This is a genomic window from Heyndrickxia faecalis, from assembly GCF_040267745.1.
Taxonomy (GTDB): domain Bacteria; phylum Bacillota; class Bacilli; order Bacillales; family Bacillaceae_C; genus Weizmannia; species Weizmannia faecalis.
Genome location: NZ_CP158453.1, coordinates 2,487,623 through 2,505,401, shown reverse-complemented (window position 1 = coordinate 2,505,401; position 17,779 = coordinate 2,487,623). Strand labels below are relative to the sequence as shown.

12 protein-coding genes, 1 tRNA gene and 1 pseudogene are annotated in these 17,779 nt (G+C 42.9%); 11 read left to right on the top strand and 3 right to left on the bottom strand.

Features of this window, described 5'->3' with window-relative positions; translation table 11 throughout:
* Nucleotides 1–41 precede the first annotated feature (41 nt).
* From ABR335_RS12210 to ABR335_RS12190, 5 genes are all read left to right on the top strand, one after another.
* Nucleotides 42–1,397, top strand: a complete 1,356-nt coding sequence (locus tag ABR335_RS12210) for an MFS transporter (protein ID WP_013858843.1) — start codon at nt 42–44, stop codon at nt 1,395–1,397.
* Nucleotides 1,394–2,980 carry a gamma-glutamyltransferase gene (gene ggt / locus ABR335_RS12205; protein ID WP_013858844.1) on the top strand — a complete coding sequence of 529 codons (1,587 nt, stop codon included), beginning with the start codon at nt 1,394–1,396 and terminating at the stop codon, nt 2,978–2,980. The genes ABR335_RS12210 and ggt overlap by 4 nt, the downstream gene beginning before the upstream one ends.
* Before the next feature lie 64 nt (nt 2,981–3,044).
* Nucleotides 3,045–4,229 carry an amidase gene (locus tag ABR335_RS12200; protein WP_013858845.1) on the top strand — a complete coding sequence of 395 codons (1,185 nt, stop codon included), beginning with the start codon at nt 3,045–3,047 and terminating at the stop codon, nt 4,227–4,229.
* Between the two features lie 410 nt (nt 4,230–4,639).
* Nucleotides 4,640–5,830 (top strand): MFS transporter, encoded by a 1,191-nt coding sequence (locus tag ABR335_RS12195; RefSeq protein WP_350346188.1) that lies wholly within the window; start codon nt 4,640–4,642, stop codon nt 5,828–5,830.
* Between the two features lie 262 nt (nt 5,831–6,092).
* Nucleotides 6,093–7,268 carry an IS256 family transposase gene (locus tag ABR335_RS12190; RefSeq protein WP_048339800.1) on the top strand — a complete coding sequence of 392 codons (1,176 nt, stop codon included), beginning with the start codon at nt 6,093–6,095 and terminating at the stop codon, nt 7,266–7,268.
* A gap of 1,214 nt (nt 7,269–8,482) precedes the next feature.
* Here ABR335_RS12190 and ABR335_RS12185 read toward each other — a convergent pair.
* Nucleotides 8,483–8,555, bottom strand: a tRNA-Val gene (locus ABR335_RS12185).
* A 125-nt stretch (nt 8,556–8,680) separates the two neighbouring features.
* Entirely contained in the window at nt 8,681–9,562 is an 882-nt protein-coding gene (locus tag ABR335_RS12180; RefSeq protein ID WP_017552124.1) for a PocR ligand-binding domain-containing protein, read from the bottom strand.
* Between the two features lie 467 nt (nt 9,563–10,029).
* On the opposite strand from ABR335_RS12180, the gene ABR335_RS12175 reads away from it, so the two are divergent.
* Both ABR335_RS12175 and ABR335_RS12170 read left to right on the top strand, forming a co-directional pair.
* Entirely contained in the window at nt 10,030–11,367 is a 1,338-nt protein-coding gene (locus ABR335_RS12175) for an IS1380 family transposase (RefSeq protein ID WP_350346156.1), read from the top strand.
* A gap of 207 nt (nt 11,368–11,574) precedes the next feature.
* Complete coding sequence (locus ABR335_RS12170; protein WP_350346728.1) at nt 11,575–12,780, top strand: acetate/propionate family kinase; 1,206 nt, start codon at nt 11,575–11,577, stop codon at nt 12,778–12,780.
* A gap of 85 nt (nt 12,781–12,865) precedes the next feature.
* Here the strand turns inward: ABR335_RS12170 and ABR335_RS12165 are convergent, their stop codons facing one another.
* Entirely contained in the window at nt 12,866–13,969 is a 1,104-nt protein-coding gene (locus tag ABR335_RS12165; RefSeq protein ID WP_350346187.1) for a 5-methyltetrahydropteroyltriglutamate--homocysteine S-methyltransferase, read from the bottom strand.
* A 62-nt stretch (nt 13,970–14,031) separates the two neighbouring features.
* Here ABR335_RS12165 and ABR335_RS12160 point away from each other — a divergent pair.
* The 4 genes and pseudogenes from ABR335_RS12160 to ABR335_RS12145 form a co-directional block, all read left to right on the top strand.
* Nucleotides 14,032–14,433, top strand: a pseudogene (locus ABR335_RS12160) (transposase); the annotation flags it as partial.
* A 174-nt stretch (nt 14,434–14,607) separates the two neighbouring features.
* On the top strand, nt 14,608–14,754 hold the full coding sequence (locus ABR335_RS12155; RefSeq protein WP_017552129.1) for a hypothetical protein: 147 nt from the start codon (nt 14,608–14,610) through the stop codon (nt 14,752–14,754).
* Complete coding sequence (locus ABR335_RS12150; protein ID WP_350346186.1) at nt 14,751–15,596, top strand: NAD(P)-dependent oxidoreductase; 846 nt, start codon at nt 14,751–14,753, stop codon at nt 15,594–15,596. The genes ABR335_RS12155 and ABR335_RS12150 overlap by 4 nt, the downstream gene beginning before the upstream one ends.
* 658 nt (nt 15,597–16,254) lie before the next feature.
* Entirely contained in the window at nt 16,255–17,673 is a 1,419-nt protein-coding gene (locus tag ABR335_RS12145) for an MFS transporter (RefSeq protein ID WP_014095657.1), read from the top strand.
* Nucleotides 17,674–17,779: the final 106 nt, after the last annotated feature.

Genomic DNA, 17,779 nt, shown 5'->3' with positions numbered 1-17,779 from the left:
GTGAGCAGAAAAAGTGAAATATTGACAAAATTTTTCATGTTATGTTTAATAACATCATAAGAAATAAAAAGAAACATAGCGAAATCTATGTAAGAAAACATTACAATACTAAAGAAAAAGGGGAGGCAGTTCATTTGAAAAAGAGGCATCCTGTTGTTTACGTTGTGTTATTTGCTTTAGGCTGGGCTTTTATGTATGCGGATCGGAATATATTGTCGCCGGTGATGGGAGTTATTCAGGATGATTGGGGTTTATCTAAAAGTGAACTGGGTTTAATGTCAACCATATTTTTTCTGGCTTATGCTGCCATGCAGCTCCCTGCAGGATTTTTAGCAGACCGTATCGGCAGGGTAAAAGTATTGGTTTCAGGCTATATTCTGTTTGGTGTTGGGACCATAATGAGCGGCGTTGCGCCGGGGCTGCTTGCTTTTCTAATGATTAGATTTGTCACCGGCTTGGGCGAAGGCACCTACTATGGGCCCCAGTACGCGATTTCATCCGTTGCCATTTCTCAAAAATACCGGGGAATCTCTTCGGCATTGATAAACAGCGGGATGGCTGTTGGGATATCGCTCGGATTTATGGCTTCCAGCTACTTTACGTTTACTCTAAAAAAAGATTGGCAGTTTTCTTTTTATGTATTTGGTATTTTGACGGTGCTCGTCGCCGTCCTAATGGGGCTGTTGATTAAAGATCCTCATCACCGTTCCAGGATCAAACCAACGGGAACAGGTGTCACGGAACCCGAAAATGTAAGGGAACTGTTTAGCAAAAATCATCTCATCACCTATGTACTCATTTTCTGTTCATTATACGGATTTTTCAGCATGATGACCTGGCTTCCTTATTATTTGCAAACAGAACGGGGGGTTCCAGGATCGCGGACAGGCGTGATCGCTTCTTTGGTTCCGTGGTCCTCGATTCCGGGTGCGCTGTTTTTCGGATATCTGTCGGACAAAATCAAAAACAAGAAAATAATGGTTTTCACACTGGCAGTCTTAGGGACGATTTGCCAATTTGTTGTTCCGTATTCCGACAGTTTTTCTTTCATGATTGCCGGATTGGTTGTTTACGGATTAATTGGAAAGCTGGCGCTTGATCCGGTTTTAATTTCTTTTATCGCAGATCATACTTCATCTGCTATGTATGCAAGGGTTTTTGGAATTTTTAATTTTGCAGGCATGTTATCTTCTATTTTCGCACCATATATAACAGGCTATTTAGCTGAAGTCACTGGAAACATGGAAATTGGTTTCTATCTGTCAGGGATATTATTGCTATTTGGCGGCTTTCTTTTCTTATTTTCTGATGGACAACCTTTTAAAGCAGCGGTTAAAAAGCAAAGACGGGCACAACGATATGAAGCCAAATTTGTTCCAGGGAGGGAAAATCCATGAAATTAAACGACTCGAAAATCGGTACAAAAACAATGATTGTCAGCCCCCACTACCTTGCCTCGGCTGCAGGTGCAAGAATCCTGGAAAAAGGAGGAAATGCCTTTGATGCAGCCGTCGCCGTTAGTGCATGTCTGGCTGTTGTTTATCCGCATATGACAGGGTTGGGCGGGGATTCCTTTTGGCTCACATGGCACCATTCTGATCGTGTGATCCGGGCATATAATGGAAGCGGCCGATCAGGCTATTGTGTCACACGGGAAAAGTATGCTAATGAGGACAAGATTCCTTTAAGAGGCGCCAGAAGTGCCATTACTGTTCCTGGAATGGTAGACAGTTGGGACGCCATTTTAAAAGAATACGGCAAGTTTACACTCAAGGAAGTGCTGGAACCGGCAATTGAATATGCATTGAACGGTTTTCCGCTGTCCCCTGACCAGTACAAAAATACAGTGATGGCCCATGACATTTTAATGAAAACAAAACGCACTTCCGACATCTATCTTCCCAATGGAAAAGTGCCGCATATCGGGCAGAAATTTGTTCAAAAAGAGTTGGGCCGCACGCTTATGAAAATAGTAGAAAAAGGGAGAGATGCTTTTTATAAAGGGCCGATTGCAAAAGAGATTGTTGCGGCAATGAAAGCGGAAGGCGGTTACTTGCTGGTTGACGATTTTGCTAGCCATTATGGAAATTGGACCGATCCGATTTTTACTCCATATCATGATTACAAAATTTATCAAGCTCCGCCAAATTCTCAAGGATTTTCAGCGTTAATGGCGCTCAATATATTGGAAAATTTTGATTTCACTATGATCGAACATGGATCTTATGAATATTACCATATTTTGATCGAAACCTTGAAAAAAGTATTTCAAGATCGGAATGAAGTTTTGACGGACCCGGAATTTTCCCCTGTTCCGCTGGAAAAATTACTCAGCAAAACATATGCAGCAAAGCTTGCAGAAGAAATCCATTGGGATCGTGCGATGGAATATAACGCGGAACCGTTAGGGAGGGACACAGCCTACGCAGCAGTAGTGGATGATGAAGGGAATGCGGTTTCTTTTATTCAAAGCCTCTATTTCGAATTCGGTTCAGCATTTGTAGCGGGTTCAACCGGTATTTTAATGCAAAACAGAGGGTCGTTTTTCTCTTTGGATGCAGGCCATGTGAATACTTTGGAACCACATAAGCGCACTTTCCATACATTAATGCCTGCGATGGCGTTTTTGGATGGGAAACCAAGCATTTTATATGGCACACAGGGAGGAGAAGGCCAGCCGCAGACCCAAACGGCCCTGATCACAAGAGTTGTTCACTATGGCATGAACCCTCAGCAGGCCGTATCTGCACCACGATGGGTTTGGGGGAGGACTTGGGGAGAACCAACGGAAGAATTAAAAATGGAAGAAAGAGTGGGCAGTGAGGTATGCAATGCGCTTTCAAAAGCCGGGCATGTGGTCCGAAAAGTTTCTGCATATGATGGCGTAATGGGGCATGCCCATATGATCCAAATTAACGAACACGGCTTTAGAATCGGCGGAACAGACCCACGCTGTGACGGGGCTGCCATTGGCTGGTAGTATATGGTTTCTGCCTTGACTTCGATAGCCGGTGCCACAATAAAACAAGGAGAAGTGCTAAAATATGGAAGATAAATGGAATGCTTTTATTGACCCGGCAGTGACATTATGGCCAAAAAGAAATGGCTTATTGGACGGCTATACTTTTGCTGTTAAAGACGTTTTTGCTGTAAAAGGCCACAGAAATGCTGCCGGAAATCCCGATTGGTATGACTTCCACCCTGCAGCCGGGGAAAATGCCCCTGTCATTGAATGGCTCTTAAATGAAGGCGCACGGCTAACTGGAATGACACATACAGACGAATTAATGTACAGCCTGAATGGAGAAAATTTTCACTACGGGACACCCGTCAATCCTGTTCTAAAAGATCGTATTCCTGGAGGATCATCCAGCGGTTCCGCAGTCGCTGTAGCAGCCGGGTGTACAGATTTTGCGATTGGGACAGACACAGGCGGGTCTGTTCGGATTCCTTCCGCCTATTGCGGGATCTTTGGTTTCCGCCCCTCTCATGGAGTGATCAAAATGAAAGGTGTTATTCCGCTGGCGCCCTCGTTTGATACAATCGGCTGGATGTCCAAGGATCCCGGTATTTTGTATAAGGTCGGGCAGGTGCTCTTCAAGCCCGATCAGGACATCCGTCCGCAATTTGAGTCTATATTTTTTGCGGAGGATGCGTGGGAGCTGGCAGGGGAAGAGACGCGAAAGCTACTTGAAAGTAAATGGCACCACTTGCTAAAAAATCGTGTACAACATGTTGTCAGAACGGCCATTGCGGATCAGACGTTAAAGTCGTGGAGCCATGCTTTCCGCCTGCTGCAAGGAAGAGAAGTTTGGAAAACACATGGTGCTTGGATTGAACATGCCCGCCCACAATTCGGCCCGGATATTGCCGAAAGATTCAAATGGGCGTCTACGATCACGGAAGACAGCCATTGGGAAAAAGCAAATCAACTTCGACTGAATATTCGAGATAAACTAAGGGGATTACTGGGTTCTTCAGGACTTCTTGTACTGCCGACAACCCCCGGCCCGGCGCCCGCAACCGGGAGATCCATGGAAGAGATAGAAAAAACGCGGGAACATACAATGCAGCTCAGCTGTATAGCTGGATTGGCCGGCCTGCCGCAACTTACAATCCCTTTTCTCACCGCAACAGGAGAACCCATCGGCCTGTCGGTAGTTGCCGGATACAGACAAGATGTAAAACTTTTGGCTTGGGTAGAAGAGCTGATGTTATCAGCGGACTGATTCTTGCAAAACGAGGATATTAAGCTACAGCTGTTAAGGTCGGAGAAAGGAGTGTGCCCCGGCCAATCAATTTCAAATATATTTAACACTTGCATTCATGGGAATTTTATGACATTATAACAATATTATAAATTTCGGTCTGCTAAACAAAAAATCTTTGGCCGAACGCTCATACAGGGATTCCTCGATAAAAAACAGAAAAAAACCAGGCACAAAAAAGCTATTTTAATGGCAGTGGGTGCCAAAATCACCGCCATTTCCAAAAACCGCTTCCCCAGACAAAAAATGCCCACAGATGTGGGGGAGAAGCTGGATTTTTAGTGTTATGTGCAGTTTTTTTTACATAAAATGATGGATATTGCATATCAAGGGTTTATCAATTGGATTAAAAATGGGGGCAATTGGTAAAGGTGAGATCACTTTTTTCCAAAAATCATTCGGTTTTTTTCTTATGGACGGGTCAGGGGATTTCCAGTATAGGATCGATCGTATACTCCATGGCACTTTCATGGTACGTTATAAATGAAACAAAGTCACCATTTGTTATGGGAACTGTTTTGTTAGTTGGGTTATTACCGAGAATTGTATTTTCAATTATTTCCGGAGTGTTTGGTGACAGAATATCCAAAAAGAAATTCATTTTATCAATAGACCTGCTTAGATTTATTATCACATTTGTTTGGGGAGTTTCTTTATTTTATCATTCTTTCAATATTGTAGAAGTATATATTTATACTTTTGTTTTGTCTCTAATTGATGCGGTATTCAATCCTATTTATAACGCCATCCTGCCCGAGGTCGCGAATACAGACAATTTATCCCGGCTGGTCTCGATTAACCAAATGGTTTTTAAAATTGCTTCCATCTTAGCGCCAACGTTTGCTGGCATAGCCATCATAAAATTGCAATTCAACCAATTTATCATCCTGAATAGCATTACTTTTTTAATTGCGGCGCTGTTTACTTTACCTATAAAATATGAGAACAAAAATCAAACGATACAAAAAAAGGCCAGCCCATTTGATCATTTGAAAAGCGGATTGAAATATTTTTGGGGAAATAAGATTATTTTTTGGTCGGTTGTTTTGATTTCTTTCGCAAATATTGCAGTAGTTAGTTATAACGTTAACCTCGTTAACATGATCCAAAATGACTTGAATTTAAGCGCAAATGTATACGGCGTAGTCCTTACTTTTTATTCAGCAGGATCTTTTTTAATCAATTTATTATTGAGCGTTTATAAAATAAAAAAGTTCCGAGGATATATTTATTTAACGAGTTTGTGTGTAGCAGGGCTGCTTTATACAACCGTATTTTTTGTTAAAACGCTTTTGCTTTATATTATCTTCTTTTTAGTAGGGAGTTCGTTTACTATTACAAGTTATATATCAACATTGATTTTGTATGAACTTTCATTGGAAGAATATAGAAGCAGGGTACTCGGAATTGCAAGCATATCCACATTTTTATCACCTGTTGGATTTTTAGTATGGGGAATAGTGGGGGATGTCATGAAGTCTTCATCGGCAATAGGATTAGCAGGCTGTATCATTATGCTGATCGCGTTTTTCGGATTTACAACTTCCATAAAAGAATATTGAAAAATACGGTCGACGAAAGGGCGAATGTTACTTTTTTTAGAGCGCAGCAGGAAGCAGGTTTTAAAATCGTAAAGGAAGGCCGTCAATTTTCCGCGTTTCCTTAACGTAGGCGCCCTCTATGTGAAGGAATGGCCACGCTTCTGCATGCTTCCTTAACATAGACGGATTAAGTCCGTATAATTGTGTAAAAAGAAGGAGTCATTTTATCAACTCTTGGCAACACTGTTTTCAACAACAATAAACAATGAAAAGAGGAGATAAAATGACTCACTTACAGTTTAACCTAAATTTGGATGTTTTAAAAGAAGCCATCATGACTTCAGATCTTGACGCGGTAATTAAATCAGCGGTTGTCCTCGTGTTAAACGAGTTTATGGAAAAGGAAAGGGATGACTATTTAAAAACGAGCCCTTATGAACGCGCTGTTGAACGCCGGGATTACCGGAACGGTTACTATGAACGCGAGCTGTTGATGAGCATCGGCAATGTTACATTAAAAGTTCCCCGGACACGTAATGGCGAATTCTCAACTACCTTATTTGAAAAGTATGCCAGATGTGACCAAGCTTTCGTCCTTTCAATGTTGGAGATGGTCATCAATGGCGTCTCTACCCGTAAGGTCACAAATGTCGTAGAACAGCTTTGCGGTAAGAATGTATCCAAGTCGTTTGTCTCTTCCCTTACGCAAAAACTGGATCCCATTGTGAATGCTTGGGCCGAGAGACCGTTGAATACAACCTACTACCCTTATGTGTTTGTGGACGCCATGTATATAAAAGTACGGGAGCACCATAAGGTCATATCAAAGGCTGTTTATATTGCGACTGCCATTACAGAGAAGAATACACGTGAAATACTGGGTTTAAGCGTTGACCATGCAGAAAGTTTGGAGAGTTGGAGTTCATTTTTTAAACAACTTAAATCACGTGGACTCCAATCACCAAAACTCGTTATTTCCGATGCTCACACGGGCCTTCAGAAAGCAATACAACGGGAATTCATTGGCACTGCTTGGCAAAGGTGCAATGTTCATTTTAAACGCAATATCATTGAAAAACTGCCCAAAAAAGATACTGCAGAAATCCGGGTGATGATTAAGCGCGTGTTTGAGGCCGTTACGATTGAGGACATACGCAAGTTTAAAGATGAATTAATAAACAAATTTGGTACAGAAGCAAGATTTGAAAAAGCCCTGGCCATTTTAGATGAAGGTTTTGAAGATACTATCCAATACATGAACTTTCCTGAGAATATCCGTATGCACATACGGAGTACTAATTCCCTCGAGCGGCTTAACCAAGAGGTTCGTAGAAGGGAAAGGGTCATTCGCATTTTTCCTAATACCCAATCTGCTTTTCGTTTGGTTGGTGCCGTTTTAATGCAGTATCAAGATACAGAATACTCGAAGAGGAAGTCACTTATGGGAAAGAATAGTTAGCAGCATTTTCAGCTTAACTTCCATCATGGATGATTTCATCTCCGGGAAGGGATGTCAAATTAAAAGGCATTTGACATCCCTTCCCGGAGATGAAGAAAAAAATCCATGGAAGTTAAGCCGAAAAAATGAAAGGGTGGTTGAAAACATTTGCCCATAAATTTACACAATAACCTGGACTTGACTCATAGACGGGTTCTATGTTAAGGAAGACCATCAATTTTCCGCACTTCCTTAACGTAGACAGGCTCTATGTGAAGGAAGGCCTTCAATTTTCTGCGTTTTCTTCACATTGACGGGCTCTATGTGAAGGAAGGTCCTTATTTTTCTGCGTTTTCTTAACGTAGCCGCCCCCTATGTGAAGGAAGACCATCATTTTCCCATGCTTCCTTAACGTAGACGGGTTCTATGTGAAGGAATACCCTCAATTTTCCGCGTTTCCTTAACGTAGACGCTCTCTATGTAAAGGAAGGCCTTCAATTTTCCACGCTTTCTTAACGTAGACGTGCCCTATGTGAAGGAATACCCTCAATTTTCCGCGCTTCCTTAACGTAGACAGGCTCTATGTGAAGGAATACCCTCAATTTTCAGCACTTCCTTAACGTAGACAGGCTCTATGTGAAGGAAGGCCTTCAATTTTCCGCGCTTCCTAACGTAGACGCCCTCTATGTGAAGGAAGGCCGTCATTTTCCCGCGCTTCCTTAACGTAGACAGGCTCTATGTGAAGGAATACCCTCAATTTTCCGCACTTCCTTAACGTAGACAGGCTCTATGTGAAGGAAGGCCTTCAATTTTCCGCGCTTCCTAACGTAGACGCCCTCTATGTGAAGGAAGGCCGTCATTTTCCCGCGCTTTCTTAACGTAGACAAGCTCTATGTGAAGGAAGGTCCTCATTTTTCCGTGATTTCTTAACGTATACGGGCTCTATGTAAAGGAATGGTCAAGTTTTAGCATGCTTTCTTAACGTAGACGCCCCCTATGTAAAGGAAGGCCTTCGTTTTTCCACGCTTCATTAACATAAGGCTTGCTGAATAAGCAAAATTCCTAGATTTGCAAGGTTGCTGACAAATTGGGTACAAACTCAGAATCGGATCCGTTCAGCAAGCCCCAGGTATGAATAATATTTGGGCAACAAATTCGTCAACAGCTTGCCTTTTTATTCAATTTGGAAAAAATAAGAAAACCCCTGAACCGTTGCGGCTCAAGGGTTTCAAGGATGATTCCGACTGGTCTCGAACCAGCGACCTCCACCCTGTCAAGGTGGCGCTCTCCCAGCTGAGCTACGGAATCGTATTCATCTCTGTCGGACAATACTTAGTATATAAGGAATGGGGTGCCTTGTCAATCAGTTTTTTAAAAAAAAGAATAGAAATCCTATCTCGAAAAAAGGGGGTTCTCCTTCATGAGGCGCACGATCATCCTTTCTTACGGGACATCGCCCTGTAGCTGGTCGGGGTGGCTTTGTAATACCTTTTGAATACTTTGCTGAAATAACTAATCTCCCGAAAGCCCAGGCTGTGCGCAATATAAGAAACCGGCAAGTCATCGTTGGCAAGCATGTCTTTTGCCAGATTCATTTTTTGACGGTTAACAAAAGAAACAAAAGTTTCGCCGGTTTCCTTTTTGAAAAGTTTGCTGAAATAGTATGGGCTTAAATACACATGGCCGGCGACTTCTTCCAAAGTGACAGGCTGGTGAATGTGTTTCTGAATATATTTAAGGGCTTGCTTTATTTCTTTCTTGGACCGTGCATGTTTTTTCGCTTGAGCGGCTGGTTCTTTCTCTGGTTTTGCTTCTTCTTCATTTAAAATGGATGACAAATAGTATTCTGCCAAAGTAGCCAGCACTTCAGCAGAAGCAGCTAATTTTTCTAAAGAAAAAACCGGAAGTTTGCTATAGGCGGCCGCAAAATCACGGTGGGAAGACAGATCAAGCGGTTTTTGCTGCAAAAACTCTTTCACTTGATTTTCATCATCTTCCAGGCGTACCTGCCCGCTAATGATAAAACCATAAAGCGTGTTTTCCCGACTTTTTACCGGAACCGCAAAATCCGCGAGGCCCGCATGGCACCTGTAAATACACGGCTGCCCGTTTTTCATTGTTTCAAAGCCGCCGCATTTCGCGCATGTTTGGCAGTGTTTCCGGAGATGCGGAACTTGCCGCATGATTTGGCAGACAGGCGGGAATTGATCATCATCCGAAATTTCTTTTCCGTCAATATCCACATAAACCGCTGTGAGGCCGGTCGCAGAAGAAAACATTTCCATTACTTTTTCGATCTGTTGTTTGTTTGTCATTTCACAAAACCCCCGTTTTCAAAAAAGCAATCATTTAAGCGGTTGCAAAATTTTGTTCAAAGCTGAACAAAAAAATACAAATGAATCATTTGCCATGCAAAAAGGCGGGAAAGCGCAAACATTGGTTTCTAGCCTCATTATAAATGAAAGCGCAACAAAAAAATATCATTTTCCGTATTTTCAACAGAATTGAATGCCGGAATAGGCAAATTTGTGACAAAGGGTTTCTTTATACTTGTATTATAAGGAAACGCATATAAATATTTGTGAAATAAATCACATGAATGATAAGTTTGTTATTTCGGAGGGATATAATATGAAAAAAATAATGGCCATTAATGCAGGCAGTTCTTCATTAAAACCTGAATCCGTGACGAAATTTCCGCTTAAAGGCAAACAAATCGCATAAAATTTAGTATAATTGGTATATCAGACAAATTAAATTCATTCCACATTCAGGTGATCTCATGAAAAAGTTTGTGATAGAACCCACAAAAGAACGAATTGTTGCCCAAGCTGGCTTAGCGATAGTAGGAAATTTACTAAATCAAACGAATTTAGTTTCCAGGTTGAATGCCTATAAACTCCCTGATATCTCCCGGTATCCGGCTTGTTCCAATGGCGATGTGGCTAAATCTTATATCGGCTTGCTTTGCCAGGGAAAAAGTGATTATGACAATATTGAAACCTTCCGTGATGATGCTTTTTTTGCACTGGCTTTGGATATCCAGAGGGTTCCTTCCAGCCCGACTCTCAGGCAACGATTGGACCAGGCCGCCTTGGTGGAAAAATGGAAAACGATCTTGCACGAAGAATCGCTGGATCTGATTCGCCATACAAATGCGGAAATCAGCCCGGTTTACGCCAAAGACAAGCCGTATATCCCGGTTGATCTGGATGTCTCCCCTTTCGATAACTCCAAGACAAAAAAGGAAGGGGTAGAAAGAACCTATAAAGGCTGTGACGGTTATGCCCCTATGTTCGCTTACATGGGACAGGAAGGTTACTGCCTGCATGTTGAGATGCGAAAGGGAAGTGTCCACTGCCAAAAAGGTACACCAAATTTCATCCAGGAAACCATTCAATCTGCCCGGAAACTAACAGATCAGCCATTGCTTTTCAGGCTTGATTCCGGAAATGACAGCCGGGATAATCTCATTATTCTCCTAGAAAACCATGCAAGCTTTATTATCAAACGCAATCCCCGTAAGGAAAAAGCTGAGGACTGGCTGAACATTGCCCGAAAATATGGGATCTGTTGTGAAGAACGGGAAGGAAAGAAGGTTTACCTTGGATCCATCCCCGAAACCATTCAAATTAAGGACCAGGAGCGAAACATCCGAAAAGTTTTTAAAGTGACCGAAAGAACCATCTCAAGAGACGGACAAATTTTTTTAATTCCCGAGTATGAATTTGAAACCTACTGGACGGACCTTGAAGTGCCGCCTCATGTGGTGATCTCTCTTTATCATAACCATGGCACTTGCGAACAGTTCCATAGTGAAATTAAATCAGAACTGGATCTCGAACGGCTGCCGTCAGGCAAATATGAAACGAATGGCCTTGTGCTCCATTTCGGTGTATTTGCGTATAACCTGCTTCGCTTGATTGGACAAGAAAGCTTGAAAAAACAAGATACGCCATTGAAAAAGAAAACAACAAGAAGAAGAATCCGAACCGTCATCCAGAATATGATCACACTGGCCTCAAAGCTGGTTTTCCGTGGCCGGCAATGGAAATTAAAAGTCGCGGAGACCAACAAATGGTTACCGGTCTTTACTCGTTTGTATCAAGCCTTTTACTAAACATCCCGATCAATAGACTACTAGGAAAAAAGAAATAAAAAAACGAAAACTTGAAAAAATGGAAATTTGCAGATTTATTTGGCGTGCACAAAAACGAATGAAACAGGGAAATTTTTACATACTGAATCACTAAAAGTGCATTTATCGAATAGTCGGACACCACTATATCCTTACTCTTGGGAAATCTACCTATTAACGGCGTTTGTTATATTTTCGTCACGGATTCAGGTAAAATTTAAAGTTTTCAATATGCCGGATGAAAGTATTTTAATTGAAGGGGTGTTTGAACGAATCGGATTCGACGCGCCTGAGGTTTCATATAAAATCAACGGTTTCCGCCAAAAAGAAAAACCGCCGATCCACGACCACCGTGACGCTGCGGATTATTTGATTGAAATTCTTTTAAAAAATCGTATTGTCGATGATTTAAATGAAATTTCAGCTGTCGGCCACCGGATCACACATGGCGGTTCTGACTTTTCGGATTCTGCCGTACTGGACCGTACAGTGATTCAAAAAATTGAAAATCTGTGCGAACTGGCGCCTTTGCATAATCCGGCTGGGTTGCTCGGAATCAGGGCCTTTATGAAAAGGCTTCCGAAAGCTTGTGCCGTAGCCGTGTTCGATACCGCTTTCCATCAAACGCTTGCACCTGAAACGTATTTGTATCCGGTGCCTTTGAAATTATACAACCAATATCATATCCGGAAATACGGCTTCCATGGAACCAATCATCAGTATGTTGCCAGTGAAGCGGCCCTGCTTCTTGAAAAACCATTGAAAGATTTGAAAATCATTTCTTGCCATTTAGGGAACGGTTCCAGCATTTGCGCAATTCAAGGCGGAAAGTCTGTCAATACTTCAATGGGCTTTACCCCGCTGGCCGGATTGATGATGGGAACGCGTTCCGGTACAATTGATCCTTCCATCCTTCCATTTATCATGAAAAAATCAGGGCACACCATTGATGAAATGATGGATATGTTCAATAGAGAGTCCGGCTTGCTCGGCATTTCCGGGATTTCAAATGATTTCCGCGACGTGGAGCTGGCAGCAAAAGCTCATAATGAGCAGGCGGAATTGGCAATCAAAATGTTTGTGAATCGTGTGACAGAATGTGTCGGCGGTTATGTTGCATTGATGGGCGGGGTGGATGCCATTGTGTTCACGGCAGGGATCGGGGAACATTCTGCCTCCGTCCGGCAAGCAGTGGTGTCCAATTTAGCCTATCTTGGGGCAAAATTGGATTTCCGGTCAAACGAAGAAAACGGGCCGTATATTCATACCCCTGATTCAAAAGTGTCTTTACTTGTCATTCCGGCAAACGAAGAATTGATGATTGCACGGGATACCTGGCGCTTAAGTGAAGGGCAAGCCGCGCGTTTGCCCGAAAAACAAACAGTGAGGGTCTGAAAAAGCAGTGATTCAAAAAGGACGATGCGGGAAATCGATCGGCGCATCGTCCTTTTTTTGCCGGAAAATAGCCTGGGCCTGCTGCCTATCCCCAAACTTCCCCGGCAATCTTCACTACATGCGATAGTTTTGCCCATTGTTCTTCCTCAGTGAGCAGATTGCCTTCTTCTGTGGAGGCGAAACCGCATTGCGGGCTGAGACAAAGCTGTTCAAGCGGGACATACTTGGAAGCTTCGCCAATTCGGCGCTTCACATCGTCCGCATTTTCAAGCTCACCGAATTTGGAAGTGACAAGGCCGAGCACAATTTGCAGGTCTTTCCTTTGCACATGGCGCAAGGGTTCGAATCCGCCGGCACGGTCACTGTCATATTCCAGGAAAAAGCCGTCGATATTGAGGCCGTTAAATAGCGTTTCGGCGACCGGTTCATAGCCGCCAGAAGCAATCCATGTCGAGCGGAAATTACCCCGGCAAATGTGCATCGTAACTGTCAAATCTTCGGGTCGTCCGCTGACTGCTTCATTGATAGTGCGTGCATAAAGTTTTTCCAGATGGTCCGGATTCAGCCCGCGGGATTTCAGCTGTTCCTTCTGTTCATCGGAGCAAAGGTATGCCCATGCTGTATCATCGAGCTGCAAATAGCGGCAGCCGGCATCGTAAAAAGCGGCAATCGCTTTTTTATAAGCTTTTCCAAGATCGTGGAAAAACAAATCTTCATCCGCCTGGTAACGCCCGTATGCAATCTTGCCGCGGAAATGCAGCATGCTAGGACTTGGAATGGTCATTTTAGGCATGTGGTCCCCGGCAATGCTATGTAAAAATTTATAATCATCAATCATCGGATGGCCGGAAAAATCCAGATCTCCGATTATCCGGATGGAATGCGATTTAGTCTGCTTTTCTTTAAATTGGATGCCGCCCCCGGATTCGTATCCTTGCACACCAGTAAGATTTTCGAGAAAATCAAAATGCCAGTAAGCCCGGCGGAATTCCCCGTCCGTTACCGACTGCAGGCCGATTTCTTTCTGCTTTGCCACAATCCTTTTGATTTCCTCATTTTCTATTTCACGCAGCGCTTCTTTTGTGATTTCGCCTGATTCTTGCCGGCGGCGGGCCTGTTTCAACTTTTCCGGCCTGAGCAGACTCCCGACATGATCGGCGCGGAATGGCGGTATTGTCTTTTTAGCCAATTGTATCCTCCCCTTTTCTTGTAAATATTTAGAATGATAGCAAAAAAAGGAAGAAAAGTAAACTGCTTTATTTTCTCTGGGATTATGAAGCCATTGTGACAACGATGGACTGGGAACCTATGGATATTTGGAGATTTTACAATCAGAGAGCCTGTCTGGAAAACTATATCAAAGAGTCTAAATATGGTTTTTCGATGGACAAGATTCCAACAGATTCTTTCGGGGCAAATCATATGGATCTTCTGATTAAATTACTGGCGTACAATTTATTCGAGATCTTTAAAAAGGACCATTGCCCGGCTGCGTTCAAGTCCTATACCATCAGGCGGTTTCGAAGAGAGTTTATTTATTCGGCCGGCGTGCTGACGTCTCACAGCCGGAGGGTCTCATTGAACATTTGTGAGACATATGCCCACAAATGGGCATTCCGGAAAATGATTCAAAGTGTGCGCATGATTGATTGAGAGACAGGAACTGAATACTGGAAATTAAAAAGCCCGCAAAGGTGGGGAGGGGGAAAGTATACCTTCAACCACCTGAAATTATAGATTTGGATTCCATATTTTACATTTACTTCCACGTGTGTGGATTTTAGCTATCAAATCGCTGCACTTTCGTAATTTGGGTTTATTTTATATATGAGGAAAGTTGTTGCCTATGAGACGAGGGCGGATGAGTTCCCCTTATTTCAAAAATTCGCGAGAAAATTTGATTTGGACATCAAGTATATTGATGATGTGTTAACCCCTGAAACGGCAATGGAAGCAAAAGGCGCTGAAGCGTGACGATCCTTGGGAATTATCCGGTCGGCTCCGGGACTTTCAAGGCTTTAAGGGATGTCGGCGTGAAGTATATCGGCCTGAGGACTGCAGGATATAATCATATCGATCAGGAAGCCGCAAAAGCATATGGCATCCGTTTTTCGAATGTGGCGTATTCGCCTTATTGCGTGGCCGATTTTGCAACGATGCTGATTTTGATGTGTGTGCGGAAAGCAAAACAGATCTTAAGCCGTGTCGAGGCACAGGATTTTTCTGTGGAAGGGATTCAGGGCAGGGAAATGCGCAACTTAACGATCGGGATTATTGGCGTCGGCAGAATCGGCAGCATTGTTGCAAAAAATTTGTCCGGTTTTGGCTGCAACCTCATTGCACACGATACTGTTGAAAGGGATGAATTGCGCGGCATCCTGAAATATGTATCTTTGGATGAACTGCTGGAGGAAAGCGATGTGATTACCATCCACACACCCTTGTTTGAAAGTACATACCATATGATTAACCAAGAACGTATTGCAAAAATAAAGGACGGCGTATGCATCATCAATTGTTCCCATGGTGCTGAAGTGGATACGGATGCGCTCATCGCCGGGATTGAGGCGGGGAAAGCCGGCGCTGCCGGGATTGATGTGCTGGAGGATGAGGAAGGAATTTTTCATTATGACCGCCGCACGGATATTTTGGCCCACCGCCAGCTGGCCGTTCTGAGATCTTTTCCCAATGTGATCGTCACGCCGCACACTGCGTTTTACACCGATCAGGCGGTTAGCGATATGGTGGAGATGGCGCTTACATCGCTTGTATCCTTTATGGAGATGGGGAAGAGCAGGTGGGAGATAAAATCATGAAGAGGATAAGCAGCTTTTTTATCATTGCAGGACAAACATAGAGATATTTAAGCACAGATTGAATGACCATTTTACAGCATTGCTGTTGGCCTGATCCGTTGAAATAATGGGGTGGAAGCTGATTTTTTGCGTTAACACTTCGATTATGGTAAACTAACCAATGAACCGTTCAAAAAAGCTGTTGAGCGTTGTCCGATTGTTCATCTGTAATGCGTTCCGTCTTTAACGGCATATAACCCGCTTTCACTATTTGAGGTATAAAGAAGATAGGTGGGGAACCAGCTGCCCGTAAAAATCTTTAGAGGCGCCTTAAGCCTCCGTTTCCTGTCCGCCTCCGCCCATTTTAAGCCCTTTTTCACTTTGCTAACTTGCACTCTTGCCCGCTATCTTCGAGTAGTTGATCAATTCTTGCACTACATATGCCTGCCATCTATTCGGTGGTTTTTCTGGAAATATTAGCAGAAATGCTGAAGTATCAACGAGTGGTTTTTAATTTCAATGATTCCCATTTCCATTCGCCTGCGGGTTTTTGAAAAAGAAAGCCAAAACAAATGACGGCTGATGAAAAAATCTTTTATCAATGTAGGTATTAAAAATGAATCTTTATAGAAGGGAAGACAGGTGCCGAAAACTATCAAATAAGGAGTAGATTTGAAAAATGGTATTTAATAAGAAAAAAATTAACATCGTTAATATTCGACAAACGAAAAAAAGCGTGTTTGCTACAGGAGTAGGAAACGCGATGGAATGGTTTGATTTTGGCTTGTATTCTTATTTAGCTGTCATTATCAGCCGGAACTTTTTTAGTGCCGTGGAGAATGACGAGCTGAAATTAATGTTTACATTTGCCACATTTGCGATTGCCTTTTTAATGCGCCCTTTAGGCGGTGTTATATTCGGCAGAATCGGAGATAAATATGGGAGAAAAGTCGTTTTAACCATCACGATTATTTTAATGGCTTTTTCCACACTCCTAATCGGTTTATTACCTACGTATGACCAAATTGGAATATGGGCCCCGGTGCTCTTATTAGTAGCCAGAATTATTCAAGGATTTTCAACTGGCGGCGAATATGCCGGCGCCATGGTCTATATTGCAGAATCTTCCCCGGACAATAAGCGTAATGTGCTTGGAAGCGGACTGGAAATTGGTACGCTTGCCGGCTATATATTAGCTTCACTCCTTGCCAGTACGCTCTTCATCACGCTAACTGACCAGCAGATGGCCACATGGGGTTGGCGAATTCCATTTTTGCTTGGCTTGCCTTTAGGGCTGGTAGGGTTTTATTTAAGAGCCCATTTAGAGGAAACCCCCATTTTCGAAAATGAACTTTCTGTGGAGGGTGTCCAGGAGGAAAGCTTCCTTTCGATTTTAAAAAACCATAAAAAAGACATTCTAGTATGTTTCGTATCTGTCGCATTCTTTAATGTTACAAACTATATGTTATTATCCTACATGCCATCGTATTTGGATGAGGTGATTGGTTTATCCAGTACGGCAGGGACGGTATTAATTACGCTGATTATGGTGATTATGGTGCCGCTCGCTTTATTGTTTGGGAAGCTCAGCGACCAAATTGGAAACAAGACGGTTTTAATCATGGGTTTAGGCGGATTAACCTTATTATCTGTCCTTGCATTTTACTTCATCCATTTGAATACAATTGCATTCGTATTTTTAGGTATTCTCATTTTAGGTATTTTGCTTTCAACTTATGAAGGCACGATGCCTGGTACTTTGCCAACCATGTTTTACACGGATATTCGGTACAGAACACTGGCTGTGACTTTTAATGTTTCTGTTTCATTATTTGGCGGCACTACCCCGCTCATCTCAACATGGCTGGTTCACCAAACCGGGAATGCCCTGGCGCCTGCTTTTTATCTGACATTCTTCAGCCTTATTGGCTTTTTCGTCATCTTGTTCTTGTTCACCAGTACTTCCGGAAAGTCTCTAAAGGGTTCGTACCCAACAGTGGCGACGAAGACGGAGTATAAGGAAGCTATAGAAAATCCAAGACATTCATTATGGTGGCTGATGGAAAAACAAGAGGAAAATAAGCGTCTGTACAATTAAACGGCTGTGCAAAATTTGTGCCGGGGATGGCAGGCTTGCCGGCCTTTCCGGATCCCAGCTCAGCCTTTAAACAGAAAAAGCGCCAAAAGATTTGGCGCTTTTTCTG